The sequence below is a fragment of the Paenibacillus sp. 23TSA30-6 genome (assembly GCF_014858585.1).
Taxonomy (GTDB): Bacteria; Bacillota; Bacilli; order Paenibacillales; family Paenibacillaceae; genus Paenibacillus.
Window position 1 is genome coordinate 1 of sequence record NZ_SLTL01000026.1, and the last position, 17,997, is coordinate 17,997.

At 44.1% G+C, this 17,997-nt stretch carries 12 protein-coding genes and 1 pseudogene; 8 read left to right on the forward strand and 5 right to left on the reverse strand.

What is annotated here, in order from left to right:
- A pseudogene (locus tag E0698_RS27075) lies at positions 1-206 on the forward strand (hypothetical protein); the annotation flags it as partial.
- A 5-nt stretch (positions 207-211) separates the two neighbouring features.
- Here the strand turns inward: E0698_RS27075 and E0698_RS20365 are convergent.
- Positions 212-481 (reverse strand): hypothetical protein, encoded by a 270-nt coding sequence (locus E0698_RS20365; RefSeq protein WP_192512770.1) that lies wholly within the window; start codon positions 479-481, stop codon positions 212-214.
- Between E0698_RS20365 and E0698_RS20370 the strand changes: the two genes are divergently transcribed.
- From E0698_RS20370 to E0698_RS20400, 7 genes are all read left to right on the forward strand, one after another.
- The gene (locus E0698_RS20370; RefSeq protein WP_192512739.1) at positions 480-2,300 is read left to right on the forward strand and encodes a sensor histidine kinase; all 1,821 of its coding nucleotides are present in this window, start codon (positions 480-482) and stop codon (positions 2,298-2,300) included. The two genes, E0698_RS20365 and E0698_RS20370, sit on opposite strands and share 2 nt — an antisense overlap.
- On the forward strand, positions 2,275-3,972 hold the full coding sequence (locus E0698_RS20375) for a response regulator transcription factor (protein WP_192512740.1): 1,698 nt from the start codon (positions 2,275-2,277) through the stop codon (positions 3,970-3,972). The genes E0698_RS20370 and E0698_RS20375 overlap by 26 nt, the downstream gene beginning before the upstream one ends.
- A gap of 132 nt (positions 3,973-4,104) precedes the next feature.
- Positions 4,105-5,787, forward strand: coding sequence for an extracellular solute-binding protein (locus E0698_RS20380; protein ID WP_192512741.1), 1,683 nt, complete (start codon positions 4,105-4,107; stop codon positions 5,785-5,787).
- Between the two features lie 246 nt (positions 5,788-6,033).
- Positions 6,034-6,924: an ABC transporter permease gene (locus E0698_RS20385; protein ID WP_029517681.1), complete on the forward strand. Its 891-nt coding sequence runs from the start codon at positions 6,034-6,036 to the stop codon at positions 6,922-6,924.
- A 27-nt stretch (positions 6,925-6,951) separates the two neighbouring features.
- Positions 6,952-7,830 (forward strand): carbohydrate ABC transporter permease, encoded by an 879-nt coding sequence (locus E0698_RS20390; protein WP_192512742.1) that lies wholly within the window; start codon positions 6,952-6,954, stop codon positions 7,828-7,830.
- A 28-nt stretch (positions 7,831-7,858) separates the two neighbouring features.
- Complete coding sequence (locus E0698_RS20395; protein WP_192512743.1) at positions 7,859-9,958, forward strand: beta-galactosidase; 2,100 nt, start codon at positions 7,859-7,861, stop codon at positions 9,956-9,958.
- Positions 9,959-10,047: 89 nt separating this feature from the next.
- Positions 10,048-11,100, forward strand: a complete 1,053-nt coding sequence (locus tag E0698_RS20400) for a glycoside hydrolase family 53 protein (protein ID WP_192512744.1) — start codon at positions 10,048-10,050, stop codon at positions 11,098-11,100.
- Positions 11,101-11,190: 90 nt separating this feature from the next.
- On the opposite strand, the gene E0698_RS20405 is transcribed toward E0698_RS20400, so the two are convergent.
- The 4 genes from E0698_RS20405 to E0698_RS20420 form a co-directional block, all read right to left on the reverse strand.
- On the reverse strand, positions 11,191-12,954 hold the full coding sequence (locus tag E0698_RS20405) for a methyl-accepting chemotaxis protein (RefSeq protein WP_192512745.1): 1,764 nt from the start codon (positions 12,952-12,954) through the stop codon (positions 11,191-11,193).
- A gap of 390 nt (positions 12,955-13,344) precedes the next feature.
- Complete coding sequence (locus tag E0698_RS20410) at positions 13,345-14,301, reverse strand: AEC family transporter (RefSeq protein ID WP_192512768.1); 957 nt, start codon at positions 14,299-14,301, stop codon at positions 13,345-13,347.
- A gap of 104 nt (positions 14,302-14,405) precedes the next feature.
- Positions 14,406-16,124: an NAD-dependent malic enzyme gene (locus tag E0698_RS20415; protein WP_192512746.1), complete on the reverse strand. Its 1,719-nt coding sequence runs from the start codon at positions 16,122-16,124 to the stop codon at positions 14,406-14,408.
- 396 nt (positions 16,125-16,520) lie between these two features.
- Positions 16,521-17,762, reverse strand: a complete 1,242-nt coding sequence (locus tag E0698_RS20420) for a nitrate/nitrite transporter (RefSeq protein WP_134913558.1) — start codon at positions 17,760-17,762, stop codon at positions 16,521-16,523.
- Positions 17,763-17,997: the final 235 nt, after the last annotated feature.

Here is a 17,997-nt window from a genome sequence, read left to right on the forward strand (position 1 = left end):
GGTGTACGTACGGTTCGGAGGAGAGCGTTTGGAAACCTACTGTAGTAATACAGAAAGGCGCTGGGCGCTTATCCTACTCAGAAGGTGGCAAAGGTGCAAATATCAAATACATAGCCCCTAAGGATAATCGTGGGGCAGGATCATGGGTCAGTCACCAATTGGATGAGTATGAGGATGGAGCTCGTGTGAAATTTGTTGTGAAATAGTGCTGTTACTTTTTATTACTTTGGGCTGTTTCCTGTCTGGCCTTAATTAACGCCAGAAAATCAAAAAAATCACCTAGTGTATTGAAGCCGGCACCTAAAATGGCCAAGTCTTCCGCGGATAGTTGATTAAACCATTCCATTTGCTTAGCATCAAACATATTATCACCGCCAACCATTGATAATGTATAGTATGTACTGACGGCAACGAAGGTCAGGGCTCTGGCATACCATTTAAGTATGCCTGTTTTTTTGTGCAGAGGATGTGTAGAAATCATGTTTAAATTTAATTTTTATACTAAAATTCTCTCGATCATTATCGTATTGCTTATACCTGTGCTAATCCTGTATGTCTATTCTAATCAGACAACGACAGGCGTGTTACGTGAGGAACTAAATCAGTCAAATTATAACCAGTTGACTTTTTTTCAAAATCAGGTGAATACGAATATTGAAATGATTTCCTCCTGGCCGCATCTGCTGATTCATGACCCTGATGTAGCCAGTTTTCAAGCGATTTTTTTAAAGGACAAGGTTCTCAATCTGGATGGCATTAACCTTGTCAAACGGATCCAAACCAAGCTCGGACTTCAGGAAAGCTCATCGAATTGGAGAACCAGTCTGAGTATTTATTCACCTTCGCTCGGACGGGTTGTATCGGAGAATGGGGCAGGTTTATATGATCAGAAAAAACTAAATCAACTGATAAAAGACGGCTGGCAGGTATCCAAAAAAAGATCATACGGGAAAGACCAATTTATATTTTCATTGTATACATTATCCCCGTTTTCTTCACTCGGTAATCCAGAAACCGCTAACACGATTATTAAGGTTGAATTTGACAGCAGTAATATTCAGGACATGCTTGACCGCTTCAAAGGTGATGGTCGAAAGGAGCCTTTTTATTATAAAAAAGGCGTAGGAGTGATCTATAATCGTACTGCAAATGAAGAGCTGTCTGGAAATCTGATTTCAAAATTGGAAAAAATGGGACTTCATGAAGTTGATAATCTGACCGTGAAAATTGGAGAAGAAAGCTACCTGGTTCATGCCGTTCTTTCGCAAACGACTGGTTGGTATTTGATTGATTACATGCCTTTGTCCGATATGATGTCTCCGATTTACTCATCGAATCGACTGTTTTATATAACTGTTGTTGGCTCGCTGCTGGTAGGCTTGATTGGCGCTTACTTGCTTCATTCACAGGTACAGGTGCCGATTCTTCAGCTTGTGCAGGCATTTCGGAGATTAAAGGATGGAGACTATGCTGTTCGATTAAGTGTAAGGGGGAGTCACGAGTTTGCCTTCCTGTCTAGTCAATTCAATCTGATGGTCGAACAGATTCAGGAGCTGTTTGAGAAGGTGTATGTTGAGCAGCTACATGTCAAGGAAGCGCGACTAAAGCAGCTCCAGTCACAAATCAATCCTCATTTTTTTTATAATTGTTTTTCGTTTATTACAAGTATGGCGAAGCTGCGCAATCATGAGGCGGTCGTGGCCATGGCTCATAATTTATCCAGGTATTATCGATATACAACAAGACAGGAGCGGGATTTGGTTCCATTGTCAGAGGAAGTCGAGTTTGTTCAATATTATTTGAACATACAGCAGATGCGTATGCCAAGGCTAACGTTCTTAATTCATGTTTCTTCGCAGGCCAGCAGTCTGCTGATTCCGCCGCTTGTAGTGCAGCCACTGGTGGAAAATGCGGTGCTGCACGGGATAGAGCCTCAAGCAGAGGATGGTATAATTCATATTTTAACCGAGCGTGTTGGCTCGTATATGTACCTGATTGTGGATGATAACGGACTCGGTTTGAGTAGAGAGGCTATAACTTCCCTGACATCGACGCTTGACAAGCCTGTGGAAGAGGATCATGGATACGGTTTGTGGAATGTGCATCAACGCATGCGATTACATTTTGGAGAAGATGCCGGACTGGAATTCTCTTTGTCTCCATTAGGAGGATTGCGTGCGGTTTTAAAATGGTCGCTCTCAACAGAAGGAGAGCATGCGAATGGTTTAATTGAGCCTTCGCCAAATTCGAATATAGTTAAAACGGAGGGACCAGATGGTTCAGATATTACTAGTAGATGATGAGAGTTATGTAACAGAAAGTCTGGCAGCTACCATTCCGTGGCAGACGCTAGGCATCGAGAGGGTTCATCAAGCGGTTTCCGCATTAGCAGCAGTGGATGTGCTGGAAGCGTACGATATTGATATTCTGGTTACGGATATTCGTATGCCCGGCATGACGGGACTGGAGTTGATTGTTGAGGTAAACGAGCGATGGCCGCATATCCGAAGTTTGTTACTGACAGGCTATGCCGATTTTGAATATGCTAAAAAAGCGCTCCAGCTTAAGGCTTTTGATTACATTTTAAAGCCGGTGGATGATGAAGAGTTTATCAAATGTGTGTCAGCCGCCATGGATTCGCTAAAGGAAGAATGGGAAGCATTTGACAAGGTTCATCAATTACAATATAGCCGTAGGAACGATTTTGGTGTGCTGCGGACCCATTTAATGCACGATTTGCTACTCGGGCGTGATTTGCCTGTACAAAAAATAGAGAGCAAAATGTCCGAGTACGAGATCAAGCTACGCACGGGACATCCTGCCAGTATGCTGCTTATTCAGCTAGGGAAGCATTTTTCTGATATGGATTATCATTCAGTATCCTTAATTGAGTATGCGATTGGAAATATTGCCGAAGAAGTGTTCGCACCCGATTTTCACGTGTGGCACTGTAAAGCGCCACATGATTGCTTAATTGTATTAATAGAAGCAAATTCGAATAACAATCGGGAAAAGTATAGTATGCATCATGAAGAAGAATCAGATTATGCCCCAGAACAGCATGATATGAAGCGAATAACAGAAATTAGTATGAACGAGCATAGTAGTATTTTGCGGGAGACTATCGAAACCTTTCGAAAAAATGTGAGCAATTACTTGAAAGGGGAAATTTACGTCACGGTAACTGGTTGGTTTATGTTCCCGGAGGAACTGCCTAAGGCATATCAGACAGCGATAAGATCCTTATACTGGAACCAACAGAAGGAGACGGATACGTTGCTATTTGTGGATGAGCAGCCAGAACAGCCGCACAGTTCAGCCAAGTTGCTGGAGGGACTATATGTGCACCCAACGCTGACCCATCTTCTGGAGTCCAGACAATGGGAGGAGGCCGAAGCGAAAATAAACCGTGTATTTGGGAAGATAGAAGAAGCGGGATATACCCGCGAACATTTATATGAGCTGTTTATTTCGGTGACGAGCGCCTTTATGTATACAGCGCACAAACAAGGACTTTTCATTACACAGATGGACCAAGTAGGCTTCGATCCGTTACATGCGCAGAAAATGGTTCATTCGTTCCGCCACCTCAAAGAGTGGATATTTTCAATGATGAACAAACTTAAATCTGAATGGTCCGCAAGCGAGCAAAGCGCTAAAAGCTATGTGGTCAAGCAGGTTCAGGAGCTCATCTCCCAGGATAAAGGTCAGGAGCTGTCTGTTAAGACGATTGCCGATCAAGTTTATCTACATCCAGTCTATCTGTCTAAAATTTATAAAGCTGAAACCGGAGAAGGTCTGGGTGACTATATCATCCGAATGAGAATGGAGCGGGCTCTTTATTTACTCAAATATTCCAACAAAAAAATATATGAAATTACGACGGAACTGGGCTATCAGAATCCCCAATATTTCAGTAAGATGTTCAAAAAGCATTACGGAATGACTCCACATGAATTTCGGGACCAGTAAAGATGAGACCAAGAAGAGAATAGTAAAGATCAGTTGGGAAAGGTGCAGAAATATTTATTTTGTGACATAGGCTGCGAAGAAAAGCCCTCTTATAATAAAAGAGTAGAAAATGATTTTTAGAGGGGGAACAGTATGCGAGTTCATTCGAAAAAAAAGTTGTTGTCGTTGCTCGCCGCAACTATGGTATTAGGAGTTGGCCTTGTGGGCTGCTCAGGTGCGGGAAATGATGGGAATACGGATAGCACAGCTAAAACTGAAAACGCATACAAAGAAAAATACAATCCAGAAGTCACAATTTCCACGGTATGGGGTGTAGATCCCGCCTTAAAATTTAAAAATGGTGAATCTATCGAAAATAATATTGCAACAAAATGGGCTAAAGAGAAATTCGGTATTAATATCAAATCACTCTGGTCCGTCACAGATACGAATGGCGCATTTGCTACGAAGCTGCGATTGGCTATGTCCTCCGGTCAGGAGATGCCGGACGTCGTTGTATTGGGGACGGAGAATGAGCAACTGGCACAGGACATGATCGATTCCGGTATGTTTGCAGAGGCTGGTCCGTTGTTTGACAAGTACGCTTCGGATTCCTGGAAGCAGGCGATGAATCAGGATACGAACGTATGGAATCAGTATAGCCGAGATGGTAAGAAAATGGGTATTCCTGTGCTTGATTTCGCCTATAACCATGATTATGTATTGTGGATACGACAAGATTGGTTGGATAAGCTGGGCATGAAGGCTCCTGAGACGATGGATGATCTGGAAAAAGTGATGGATGCCTTTAAAAATAAAAATCCGGACGGACTGGCTCCGAACAAAGTGATTCCGCTCAGCATCGGTTTCAAAACATCCATGAATACTTGGATGGGTGACCCGTCCTGGATTTTCGGGGCATATGGCACACTACCCCAGCAGTGGAACAAAGGCACGAATGGCAGTTTGGAATATGGCTCCGTGCAGCCTGGCATGAAGCCGGGTTTGCAAAAGCTGAGCGAGTGGCTCAAAAAGGGATATATCCCTCAGGAAGCAGCATTGTGGGATGAAAATAAAACGGCAGAACCTACAGTCGCAGGAACAGCCGGTATGATCCCTGGGCCATATTGGATGAGCGGCTGGCCGCTTCAGGATACAGTCAAAAATGCGCCGGGTGCCGTGTGGAAGCCGATCAAGATTCCAGCGGGTCCTGACAATAAAGCCATGCGTCACGGAACGCAATATACCAATGGTGTTATATTAATCAACAAACAAATGCAGCATCCTGAAGCTTTTTTCACTTATCAAAATTATTTGTTTGACCATTATGCTAATGCCAAACCGGACGGCGATTTGTCGAATGGGCTGTTTAAGGGCTACGATTATGATTTAGATGCGGGCGGAAAGCTAATGTCTATCGATAAAATACCAGGCGGTTATGTAAACTCTTTTCGTTATTTGCTGGTTCGTGATGGTGCGCGTATACCTGATGCCCAAATGAAGGCTTTGTTAAGTTTAGCTAACGGCGCAGAACCGAAGACCCGTCTGGAGAAAGATGTAATGGTGAACTACGGGAAAGATACTCCCGCAGCTGCCAAAGTGCTTATGGAACAGAAGGATATCTCCATGAAAGATCAGTTCACAGGCCCTACTACGCCAACCATGAAGGCTAAAAAGGACTATCTGGATAAGATTGAAAGTCAGACCTTCAATGAAATTATTTATGGCAAGCAGCCGATCTCTGCTTTTGATACCTTTGTACAGACGTGGAAAACAGCTGGTGGCGAACAAATTACAAATGAAGTAAACGAATGGTATAAAAGCGTCGAAAAGTAAAAACCAATGATGTTGTAACAGAGTAGGAGGGCTGTCCCGAGGTGGGCAGCCTTTTTACTACAGCTTCACCCGTATCGAGTGGAAATGAATGCGCTATCATGGTGTGTTTGAAAAAAAGTTTTATTCGTTTGGCGAGCTTGAAAAATGATTGCTTTTGTGCCATGTATGTTGGTTTTTTGAACTGTTGGGACAGCGAAAACGCTTTTATAATTGAAGTATACCATGAGAGTTACAGGAGGAACTGCAATGAGAAGTCTGCAACGTACGTGGCCATTTCATATCATGCTGCTGCCAGCCATCATTTTCTTAATTGTATTCAGCTACATTCCGATGGGCGGCATCGTGATGGCCTTTCAAAATTACAAGCCTTGGCTAGGCATAACTGGTTCCGAGTGGGTTGGACTGGATAATTTCCGCTTTTTGTTTCAACGGGAGGACAGTCTTCAAGTCGTCTGGAATACGCTAATTATTGCTGTGTTAAAGATGTTTTTCAATCTGGTGGTTCCGTTTGTTTTTGCTATACTGCTGAATGAAATTCGCAAGGTCGGACTACAGCGATCCATTCAGACACTGGTTTATCTGCCACACTTTCTGTCGTGGGTAATCTTGGGCGGAATTCTGATTGATCTGTTGGCTACAGATGGATTTATGAACCGTATTCTCGGTAGTTTCGGGATCCAGCCTATCTTTTTTCTGGGAGATAATAACTGGTTTCGGTTTACAGTCATTGTATCGGATATATGGAAGGAGTTCGGCTACAACACTATCGTATTTCTCGCTGCACTTGCGGGTATTAATCCTTCGTTGTATGAGGCTTCTGAAATGGATGGAGCGAGCCGCTGGAGACAGACGCTACACATCACTGTACCTTCGTTAATTCCGATGGTAGTCGTTGTTGGAACGCTTGCACTGGGCAATGTTCTGAATGCCGGTTTTGACCAGATTTTCAACCTTTATAATCCGCTGGTTTACCAAAAAGGCGATATTATTGACACATTCGTCTACCGAACAGCGTTAATCAATGGGGAAATGGGCTTTGCTACTGCTATCGGCTTGTTCAAATCCGTTATCAGTATGATTCTCATTCTGATATCTTATCGACTTGCTTACAAATGGGCAGGTTACCGCATATTTTGATTCCACGAGGCTGAAAGAGGGAGAGTCATGTATCATAAAACAACGCCATACCGCATCTTCAATGTGTTTAATATTTGCTTGCTTGTGATTTTGTCCATCATGTGTATCGTTCCGCTGATTCATGTGTTGGCGGTATCATTTAGTGCTAAATCAGCAGCAGACGCCAATCTGGTTGGACTGTGGCCGGTGCAATTTTCATTAGAAGCCTACAAAAAGACGATGAATAATCCTATTTTTCTGCACTCTATCTGGATTTCTGTTCTCCGGACCGTGCTGGGAACTGGCTTAACGCTGCTGATTACCTTCTTGGCTGCTTATCCACTTTCAAAAGAGACATCTGTATTCAGAAGCCGAAACGTCTATTCATGGCTGTTCGTATTCAGTATGATTTTTAACGGCGGTTTGGTTCCATTCTATATGGTTATTCAAAAGATTCATCTCATGGACAGCTTTTGGGTACTTGTTTTGCCGGGAGCGGTCAATACATTTTTGGTAATCCTTATGTTGAACTTTTTTAGAGGAATTCCCAAAGAGATGGAAGAGGCCGCATTGATCGACGGAGCAGGACATTTTCGGACATTGTTTAGTATCTTTTTACCGATATCCATGCCTTCCATTGCTACGATTGCGCTGTTTAGTATGGTATTTCATTGGAACTCCTGGTTTGACGGTCTGCTCTATTTGAGCAATGCAAAGGATTATCCGCTGGCGACGTTCCTGCAAACTGTAATTATTCAGAAGGACATGAGTTCCATGAGCATGAGTCCCAAAGAGATGGAATTACTTTCTCAAACGACGGTTAATGCAGCGCAAATTTTCATTGGTGCAGCGCCTATTCTCATTGTATATCCATTTTTACAAAAGTATTTTGTTAAAGGTATGACGCTAGGTTCCGTCAAAGAGTAATAGAATTCATAGAAGGAGATGATTTATAGTGACGAATCAAAACATAATCAAGTACCCTCCCATTAGTGAGCGAGTTCCACGTATGCTGCATGGAGCGGACTATAACCCGGAGCAATGGCAGCATTACCCTGAGGTGTTAGCGGAGGATATCCGTCTAATGAAACTAGCCAAATGTAACGTGATGTCTGTCGGTATTTTCTCATGGGTTTCATTGGAGCCTGAGGAAGGCGTATTTACGTTTGAATGGCTGGACCGTATCCTGGATTCGTTTGCCGAGAACGGAATATATGCGTTTTTAGCTACTCCTAGTGGAGCTAGACCTGCCTGGATGTCACAAAAATATACAGAGGTGCTACGTGTGGAGGCTAACCGTGTCCGCAACCTGCACGGGGTCCGCCATAACCACTGTTCTACGTCACCTGTATACCGGGAAAAAGTAGGCATCATGAATACAAAGCTGGCCGAGCGCTATGCGAATCATCCGGCTGTCATTGGTTGGCATATTTCCAATGAATTTGGTGGGGATTGCCACTGTGATTATTGTCAGGAGGCATTTCGTACCTGGGTGAAGGATAAATACGGCACGCTGGATAAGCTTAATCACGCATGGTGGACGACCTTTTGGAGTCATACGGTTACGGATTGGAGCCAAATCGAATCTCCGGCCCCTCACGGTGAAACGCAGGTCCATGCTATGAATTTGGACTGGAGACGCTTTGTGACTGATCAGACCGCAGATTTTATCAAACATGAGATTATACCGCTCAAGGCTGCAAACCCGGCGCTTCCAGTCACCACAAATCTGATGGAGTTTTTTGAAGGATTGAATTACTGGAAGTTTGCTGATCTGCTCGATGTTGTATCCTGGGACAGCTATCCAACGTGGCATGACCGTGGGGGAGATGATAGCCGTCAGGCTGCTAAAGTGGCCATGATGCACGATATTATTCGTTCAATCAAGGGAGGCAAGCCTTGGATGCTGATGGAGAGTACGCCGAGTTTGACGAACTGGCAAGACGTAAGCAAGCTGAAGCGACCAGGAATGCATCTGCTATCGTCTTTACAGGCTGTGGCACATGGGTCAGACACCGTTCAATATTTTCAGTGGCGGAAAAGCCGCGGTTCGAGTGAAAAGCTGCATGGTGCAGTCGTCGATCATGTGGGACATGAGCACACTCGTGTATTCGGAGATGTGACAGAGGTCGGCAATGCGCTGGAAAAATTGGAGGAGGTTATCGGTACTTCTGTACCGGCGGAGGCCGCAGTCATTTTTGACTGGGAGAACCGTTGGGGAATCAACGATTCACAGGGACCACGCAACAAGGGTGTGAAATATGAGGAGACAGCTGAAGCGCATTATTTGGCACTTTGGGAGCAGGGAGTGCCCGTAGATGTTATTCATATGGATGCAGATTTCTCCAAATACAAACTTTTGGTAGCTCCGATGTTGTATATGGTCCGCAGCGGTGTGGGGGAGCGTATACAGAAGTTTGTTGAAAATGGCGGCGTTTTCGTAGCAACCTATTGGTCAGGTATCGTGGATGAACATGATTTGTGCTTTCTTGGAGGCTTTCCTGGGCCGCTTCGTAAGACGCTTGGGATCTGGTCGGAAGAGATTGACGGGCTGCATGATCACGACCGTAATCATATTTTGCCAGTTAAAGGCAATGAGTTGGATCTGCACGGTGAGTATGAGGCTGTGGAATTGTGCGATCTCATTCATACGGAAGGTGCAGAGGTACTGGCTGTATACGGTTCAGACTTTTATGCAGGACGCCCAGCCTTGACGGTGAACCGCTTGGGACAGGGAAAAGCTTATTACATCGCTTCACGCAACACGGGATCGTTCAACAGTCATTTTTACAGAAGTTTGATTGATGGCGCAGGAATTAGTAAAGCACTCGATGTTCAGTTGCCGCATGGAGTGAATACGGCGATTCGTACCGATGGAGTTCATGATTATATTTTCATACTGAATTTCACTCATGAGCCGCAAGAGATTAGGCTAGATGGACGAATTTATGCGGATATGCTCGAAAATCATGTGGTAGAAGACGGCAAGGTTCGATTGGATGCCTATGCTGTTAAGGTACTAAAGACAGAGCGGAGTAAATCGGAAAGAGTATAGAGTGTGATGGCTGACGTTTTCCCGAATGAGGGATCTGGTAGATTTGTCAGAAGCAATGAGGAGTACACAATTCAGATGGGGGATGACTTATGAAAACAAGTAAACGGACTATGGTATTTGCGATGTTGATCTTGTTATCCAGCTTTTTGTATCCATTTGGCTCTGTGGGAGGTGGTGCGGCTTCGGCCGCCCCTGCTTTTGCCAAAGGAGCAGATATAAGCTGGGTAGCAGGAATGGAAGCGCAAGGTATGAACTGGAAGGATAAAAAGGGTGTCCGTCGGGATGTACTGCAAATTTTGCGGGATGATTATCAGATCAACTCGGTGCGTATCCGGGTTTGGGTGAATCCTGACATGAAGGATTATGCAAGCGGATACATGAATGCCGAAAAAGCAGCAGAACTGGCGCAACGAGCTAAAAAATTGGGCATGAGCGTTATGTTAACCCTGCATTATAGCGATTCCTGGGCAGATCCCGGACAGCAGAATAAGCCTTACGCATGGCGCAATTTTACATTTACACAACTCATGGATGCGGTCTGGTCCCATACAGTCTATGTTATGAATACAATGAAAAGCAAGGGTGTGACACCGGACTGGGTGCAAATCGGCAATGAGACGAACAACGGAATGCTCTGGGATGACGGCAAAGCCTCGGTGAATATGAAAAACTATGCGTGGCTCGTCAATACGGGGAATAACGCTGTAAAATCGGTAAGCAGTAGTACCAAGACAATCGTACATTTAGCTAACGGGGATAACAGTTCCGTTTTAAACTGGAATATTGGTGGACTGATTGAAAATGGAGCTCAGTTCGACCTCATTGGGCTGTCTCTATATCCGTCTCCTTCTGACTGGAAGGGCACGGTGGATCAGACGATTACCAATGCCAATAACCTTATTGCAAAATACGGTAAAGGCATTGTCATCAGTGAAATCGGAATGGAATATAATGAACCTGCAACTTCCAAGGCATTTATTGCCGATATCAAAACGAAGGTTCGTAGTATCGCGGGCGGCAAAGGCTTGGGGGTATTTTATTGGGAACCGGCTGCAACCCCAGGTTATAATCAGGGTTATAACAAAGGTGCTTGGCAGGCTGACGGTAAGCCGACCTCAGCGCTGGAAGGCTTTATAAACTAGAGTACGTACGAGTATGCCAAAGAACCTCTAATCCGCACAATGTGCAGAATAGAGGTTCTTTGTTTTCGTTGGCTTATTTAAGGTAGATTGTTAGGATTTCCGGTTTACCTTGAAGAATGAAATAAGCTCTTCCAACTCCCCGGACATCAATGTAAGCTTGTCGGAAGCTTTGACGATAGAAGCCATCGACTCAGCCTGTTCTCCAATGGTGTGCTCAATCTGTTTGCTGCTGTCTGCTGTTTTGCTTACCGTCGATGACAGCTCGTCAGAGGTTGCTGACATTTCCTGCGTACTGGCTGAAATCTGCTCCGTCGCACTGGATACTTCCTGAATTTGTGACGATACTTTATTAGCCGCATGTAAAATTTCAGAGAACATTTCGCCTGTCTGCTTCGTAACTTCCAGCCCGATGTGAACTTCTTTTGTACCTAGACTCATGCCTTTTACGGTTTGTTCAATTTCCTTTTGAATTTCTTCAATAAGCTCTGCAATTTGTTTGGCGGACTCTTGAGATTGCTCAGCCAAATTACGCACTTCTCCCGCTACTACTGCAAAACCCTTGCCTTCTTCACCGACTCTGGCAGCTTCAATAGAAGCGTTCAGTGCAAGCAGGTTCGTTTGGCTGGCAATACCTGTAATGATGCTTACGATATTACTGATTTCGTTAGATCGGTTTTGTAGCGCATTAACGGAATCAACTGTACTTTCTATTGTAGTGGAGATAGAATCCATTTGAGTTGATAGCTTTTGGGCTACCTGATTGCCTTCAACCGAACGTTTTTCCATGGAATAAGCTTGATCTGCTACGGAGGAGGAACTTTCGGCAATGGTTTGGATAACCGTAGACATTTCATTCATAGCTCTGGAGCTTTCAAGTGCTGCGTGATCTTGGGATTCAAGTCCTTGGGTTATTTCCTGAATATTGTTGTTAATAACATTCGTATTGTTACTGTTCTGTTCGCTAATGCTTAGCAGCTCCTGAGCCGATTCCGTAACTTCTTGCGTCGTATCTTGTACTTTTACCATCGTATCGTTAATACGTTTGATCATGGTATTAAACTTTTGGTTGATAATGCCAAGGTCATCCTGACCTGTTTTGATGCTAACATTCAGATTGCCCTCGCTGACTTCTTCAATGCCCTTCATCAAGCTGCGAATCGGGGAAAGGGTACGTTTTATAAGCAAATATTGAATGGTTAAGAAAATAGCAAGGAACAGAATGAGCAGGGATACACCGTATAAAAGCAGTTTGTGAAGTCCGGCAGGTACCGAGCTTGCGTCTACGTCAAAGTAGATGCCGCTCGTAATTTTACCGCTTGCATCTGTAATGGGATAAACAATGGTAGTCCATGTGCCATAATCGTCGGTGTAAAAGCTGCTCAACGCCGATTCTTTCGACTTTAGCATTTCATTTACGGCCTTTACGTTTGCGGTAGGAAGAGGATACATATCCCCTATGTTCATTTTGGAATCTTGGAATGGTTGAACTAGATTTGTGGGAACGCCAATAATGGAGGTTTGGTCTCCTTCTTTTAACTCTGTACCAAATATGTAAGCTTGGGCAACGTTAGGATAAAACGTGTGAATGGAGTCGAGAAATTTGCGTAAATCTTGCTGAACAGTGCCATTATAATCTTTTTCAGTCAAGGCTTGTTGTACTTGTGTTTTATCGACATCTTGTGCCCATTTTTTGGTTAACACCTTAACCTGGTCTTGCAGCTGTGTGGTGAGAATATTCTTTTGAAGTATGTAGCTGGATGTGATGAGAATCGCACCGATCAATACGATGTTAATGAATGAAATCAATAAATTTTTACCAAAAAACGACATAGTACTCCACTTCAAGTTTTTCACGTGCTTCTTCTCCTTTAAGTTAAAATATATTTTTAATATACAACCTATCCCTTATATATTTCGTCAATTTGCTTTCTAAATGTTAGGTATTTATTAAATTTGGAGAATATCGGTTGCATATTGGTGAAATATAGTGACAAAAACCGACAAAGATTCTTGTCACTTTCATATGGGATAAATAGGACTTGAAGGAGAAAAAAGATGAAAGGTTACAGAATAACAAGCGGTAGCTTACAACGAAATAACGTTGTGAAACCACCGCTTGTCGGCATGACTATATTATTTTATTGTTTGGACAATATTTAAAAAATAAGATATTAGGGAACAAACGAGCACCCTAAGATCATGTATAGGTCTGCATCACATCGAGGATTCTAAAATTCCTGTCACTTATATAAGAAGTGAAATGAGCAGGGGGAGTGAAATAAGCGACAATACTGAGCTAATGACAAAAGCAGATGCGGCTTCCGTTTCCAGCGTTTCATAACGGGTAGCAATCATAGCGGCAACCGCCGAACCGGGAAATGCAACAAGCAGTACAGCTTTGGTTACATCTTCATGGGACAGCCCTACGAGTACAGCGATACCTAGCATGACAATAGGCATAACGATGGCTTTCAGTACAGCAATGCTAAGTGCTTTAGGACTGAACGTAATCTTTTTAATACCAATCGTTACCCCGATGGCAAACAGGGCTGTGCCGGAAGTGATATTGCCGAGTTGATCAAACATGGATTGTAGCAGCTTCGGAGCTTGGAATCCGCAGAGAGTAAGCACGACACCGATCAGCGGTACGCAGGCAAGTGGCTCGCTTAGTCCGTGAAGGACTGATTTCATGGTGACTTTAAACAAGTTGCCTTTAGCATCCGCTTCTGTTGTTTTGCGCTGACCGACCGTTCCTAAAATACTTGCAAGTGGATCAAGAATCGCATTAACGACGATGCCAGTGATCGCAATCGGGATGGCGACAGCCGCGCTCCCGAACAAGCTGCCTAGAACCGGGATTCCCATAAACGCAAAAGAAGGCTGAGTTGAATTCAAAGCGAACATGGAGGATTCGGTCAGAGCTTTTTTGGCGATTAAGCGATATCCTACGAGCAATACGATATAAAAGCCGATAACCCCAAGAAGCAGGGCGACCAGAAAAGGCCATTTTTGAATCAATGTTTCCCTTGGTGTCGTCGTAATACCAATAAATAAGTGTGCAGGTAACGCAAATTTGGTTACCAGTGTATTCAGTCCTTTGGAAGAAGCAGGATTAAATGCTTTGAACAAACCTGCAAAATAACCAATTAAAATGACAAAGAAAATAGGAATTAAAATGATAAAAATATGAACCGTAGCCATAATGTCGCCTCCAATGAAGATGTCCGCCAAATGGCTGGCGGACATCGGGTAATCAATAATTACTTTGCTTGTATGCAAATACAACCTGACGTTGTTCGCTAATCTTAAACCAGGACAGTTTCTTTGCCATTCTGTTTGATCGGTCTATACTTGCAGTCCCACATTGCATCCCGAACCGCTTGGCGGATATCATCGGGCTGGTGACGTGCTACGCCGTCCTGAACCGCAGCCTCTGCAACTGCTACGGCTACAGCTTCAGACACTTCACGCAGCTCGCTGATTTTTGGCAGCAGGGAAGCACCAGGCTGCGTCAAATCAACCATTTGAGCTACTGCATGGGCAGCTGCTGCAAACATGCTATCTGTTATAATTTTGGATTTTACCACGATTGCGCCAAGACCAAGACCCGGGAACACGAAAGCATTGTTGGATTGCCCAATTTCAAACTTAATATTGTTATAGATCACCGGCTCAAAAGGACTTCCTGTTGCAATGAGGGCTTTTCCTTCGGTCCAGTGGATCAAATCTTGCGGAGTTGCTTCTGCCAGTGGAGTCGGGTTGGACATAGGCATAATAATAGGACGTTCTGTATGCTTGGCCATTTCTTTAACGATTTCCTCACTAAATGCCCCAGTAACACCGGAAGTACCGATCATAATGGTAGGTTTCACGCGGCGAATGACTTCAAGCAGAGGGATTTTGCCATCTTCAGCATGTTCCCAGTCACGGCATTCTGCAACATCACGCACATAAGGGACCTGGAATGGAAAAAGTCCTTCTGTTTCGTTGGTAAGCAGGCCACGGTAATCATAAGCCCAGAAGTTACGTCTTGCTTCTGCTTCTGACAGTCCTTCCAGCATCATGGCTGCGCTAATTTGGTCTGCATTGCCGATTCCAGCAGCTCCTGGACCAAAGACTAGAATCCGATGCTTGCTCAGTGGGATTCCGGACAATTGAACACCGGACATCACACCTGCGAGCGTAACCGCTCCAGTACCTTGAATATCATCATTAAAAGTCAAAATACTATTTCCGTATTTATTGATAATGTTCCGTGCGTTGACATTGCCCAGATCTTCCCAGTGCAGCAGGGCATTCGGGAAAAAGGAAAGTGCAGCTTGAACATAAGTGTCAATAAATTGGTCATATTGTTCTCCACGTACACGTTTATGACGATTCCCCATATATAAAGGATCTTCCAATAGCTTCTCGTTGTTTGTACCTGCATCAAGAACAACTGCCAGCACCCGGCTAGGATCTATACCAGCAGCAGCTGTATACACAGCAAGCTTACCAATAGAGATATTAATACCTCCGACTCCCCAGTCCCCGATTCCCAAAATACTCTCGGAATCTGTGGCTACGATCAGGTCGATATCATCAGGGCCTAGGTTCAAATTCTTAAAAGCCTCTTCAATGCCCGCAAGATTATCAATAGATAGATACATACCACCGGGCTTGTGATATTCATGACTGTATTCCTGTATGGCCTGGCCGACTGTTGGTGTATAAACAATCGGGAGCATTTCGCTTAGGTGCTCAGAGAGCAAACGATAATAAAGGACGGTATTCCGATTAAAAAGATCATTTAACGCAACGTTTTTACGTAAATTATCCGGTTGGCTCTGAAATTGCTCGTAAACCCGTTGAACCTGCTCCTCAATAGTTAATATCGTAGGAGGAAGGAGACCGTCAAGTCCAAGCTGTTTCCGTTCTTCCAGGGTAAAAGCCACTCCTTTATTCAGCAGTGGGTTGGCAAGTAGATCTTTTCCGGTTAATTTGGTTTCGATAGATCCGTCTTCCGTAAAATGAAAAGCACGCATTTCCAATTCCTTCTTTCTAGAAAATTACATTTAGTTAATCCTTGAACAATTCGTGAACAAGTATACGCCTTATTTTAAACCAAGTGAACAAGTATGTTGTGTGAAAAATGGTTATATAAGTGTTTACATAAGAAAAATTATGAAAATGAAAGCGATTTTTAATGTTTTTCGAATGAAAATTTCATTTAATTTTCATAATATTTTCGGAAAATCTTGATTAAATGTGATAATTATCATAGTTTTTTTGAGGTGTGGTTCGATTAAGCGTGCATGAAAAATAGCTTAAACTTCATTTTATATAAACGAATTATATAAACGAAGTTAAGCTATTTTTTTGGCTATGGGGATGGTTGAGGGTCAAAATTCAATGCTTCGCAGCTTTATGTTTAATGAACATCAGGCATTTAATTCTCCGATGCGATTGACGGCTTCATCAGTAACTGTAGCAGAGCGTCGCATCCAGCTGTTACGCCATTTCAATTGCATTATGATGACGAGGATAAAGGCGCAGAAAGTGATCAGGCTCAGACAGATGAAGCCCGGCATATAGGAACCCGTTGATTTGTACAGATGTCCGAGGATAAGGGGAAGAAAGTATCCGCCTATGCCACCAGCAGCGCCGACAATGCCGGTCATGAGCCCGATTTCGTTGCCGAACCGCTGCGGCACGAGTTGGAATACGGAGCCGTTGCCTGCGCCAAGACACATCATGCCTAAGAACAGCAGCACGACTACCACGGCAAGTGGCGGTAAAAACGCAATGCCGGCGAGCATAATCCCGGCTCCGGCATACAAGTACATTAACATGCGTGAACCACCGATCCGATCAGACAAAAAGCCACCCACAGGACGAAAGAAGCTCCCGGCAATCACACAAACGGTCGCAAAATCGGCAGCATGTACCGCGGAGAGGCCATATTGGGTATTGAAGAAAATGGTCAAATAATTAGAAAGCCCAACGAATCCGCCGAACGTCACGCAGTAAAAGGCACAGAACACCCAGGCATCCCCTTGTTTGAGCACCGAAGCATATTGCGACAGACTTTTTGGTGCTGGGCGGTGAGGGCTGTTGCGGGCAAAAAGACTGAATAGAATGAAGACGATGAGGATCGGAATGATGGCCAATCCGAAAACGGCCTCCCAACTACCGAAATATTGGGCGATGCGGTTGGCAAACAAGGTGGCGAGAACGGTACCGCTATTGCCAGCACCGGCAATTCCCATAGCCAAGCCTTGATGCTCTTTCGGATACCATTGACCAGCCAACGGCAGCGCAGCTGCAAATGAGGCTCCGGCTATCCCCAGCAGGAGGGCGACAAGGTACAACTGCTCCAGCGAATCAACCCACAGCCAGCCGAGCAGAAGAGGGATTATTGTTACAAGCATACCGATCTGCCCGGTGAGCTTTGGACCGATATAATCCGACATGAAGCCGAGTACGAGTCGCAGCAGGGAACCGCCGAGTACCGGCAGAGCGACAAGGTTGGCTTTTTGTACAGGGTCCATTGGATAGTCATTAGCAATTACAACGGCCAATGGTCCGATCATTCCCCATATCATAAAGCTGATATCAAAATACAGAAAGGAGCCAAATAGGGTGGGCTTGTGTCCGCTTTGCCAGAAACTTTTTTTGTTCATTCTCCATCTCTCCTGTTCCTATTTTTGTTCTTTGTCCGCAAAATGTAATTTGAACGTGAAAAAGCCGCGAATCTCCCCTGCCTGGTGTCTGGGGACGATTTGCGGCTTCATTGCCGTAACTGACACACCACATTGTGCGTCAACTTGTTACGATCACGTTCGAGTGATTTTAATCCAGATTATAAAAAACGATGCGACAAATGTCAATATACATAACACAAAAAATAAAAAAAAG

Bases quoted from the DNA above. Each gene is read 5' to 3' on its own strand.
- E0698_RS20390 (WP_192512742.1), top strand. From the start codon at position 6,952: ATGTATCATAAAACAACGCCATACCGCATCTTCAATGTGTTTAATATT.
- E0698_RS20380 (WP_192512741.1), top strand. From the start codon at position 4,105: ATGCGAGTTCATTCGAAAAAAAAGTTGTTGTCGTTGCTCGCCGCAACT.
- E0698_RS20375 (WP_192512740.1), top strand. From the start codon at position 2,275: ATGGTTCAGATATTACTAGTAGATGATGAGAGTTATGTAACAGAAAGT.
- E0698_RS20370 (WP_192512739.1), top strand. From the start codon at position 480: ATGTTTAAATTTAATTTTTATACTAAAATTCTCTCGATCATTATCGTA.
- E0698_RS20420 (WP_134913558.1), bottom strand. From the start codon at position 17,762: ATGAACAAAAAAAGTTTCTGGCAAAGCGGACACAAGCCCACCCTATTT.
- E0698_RS20415 (WP_192512746.1), bottom strand. From the start codon at position 16,124: ATGCGTGCTTTTCATTTTACGGAAGACGGATCTATCGAAACCAAATTA.
- E0698_RS20410 (WP_192512768.1), bottom strand. From the start codon at position 14,301: ATGGCTACGGTTCATATTTTTATCATTTTAATTCCTATTTTCTTTGTC.
- E0698_RS20365 (WP_192512770.1), bottom strand. From the start codon at position 481: ATGATTTCTACACATCCTCTGCACAAAAAAACAGGCATACTTAAATGG.
- E0698_RS20400 (WP_192512744.1), top strand. From the start codon at position 10,048: ATGAAAACAAGTAAACGGACTATGGTATTTGCGATGTTGATCTTGTTA.
- E0698_RS20385 (WP_029517681.1), top strand. From the start codon at position 6,034: ATGAGAAGTCTGCAACGTACGTGGCCATTTCATATCATGCTGCTGCCA.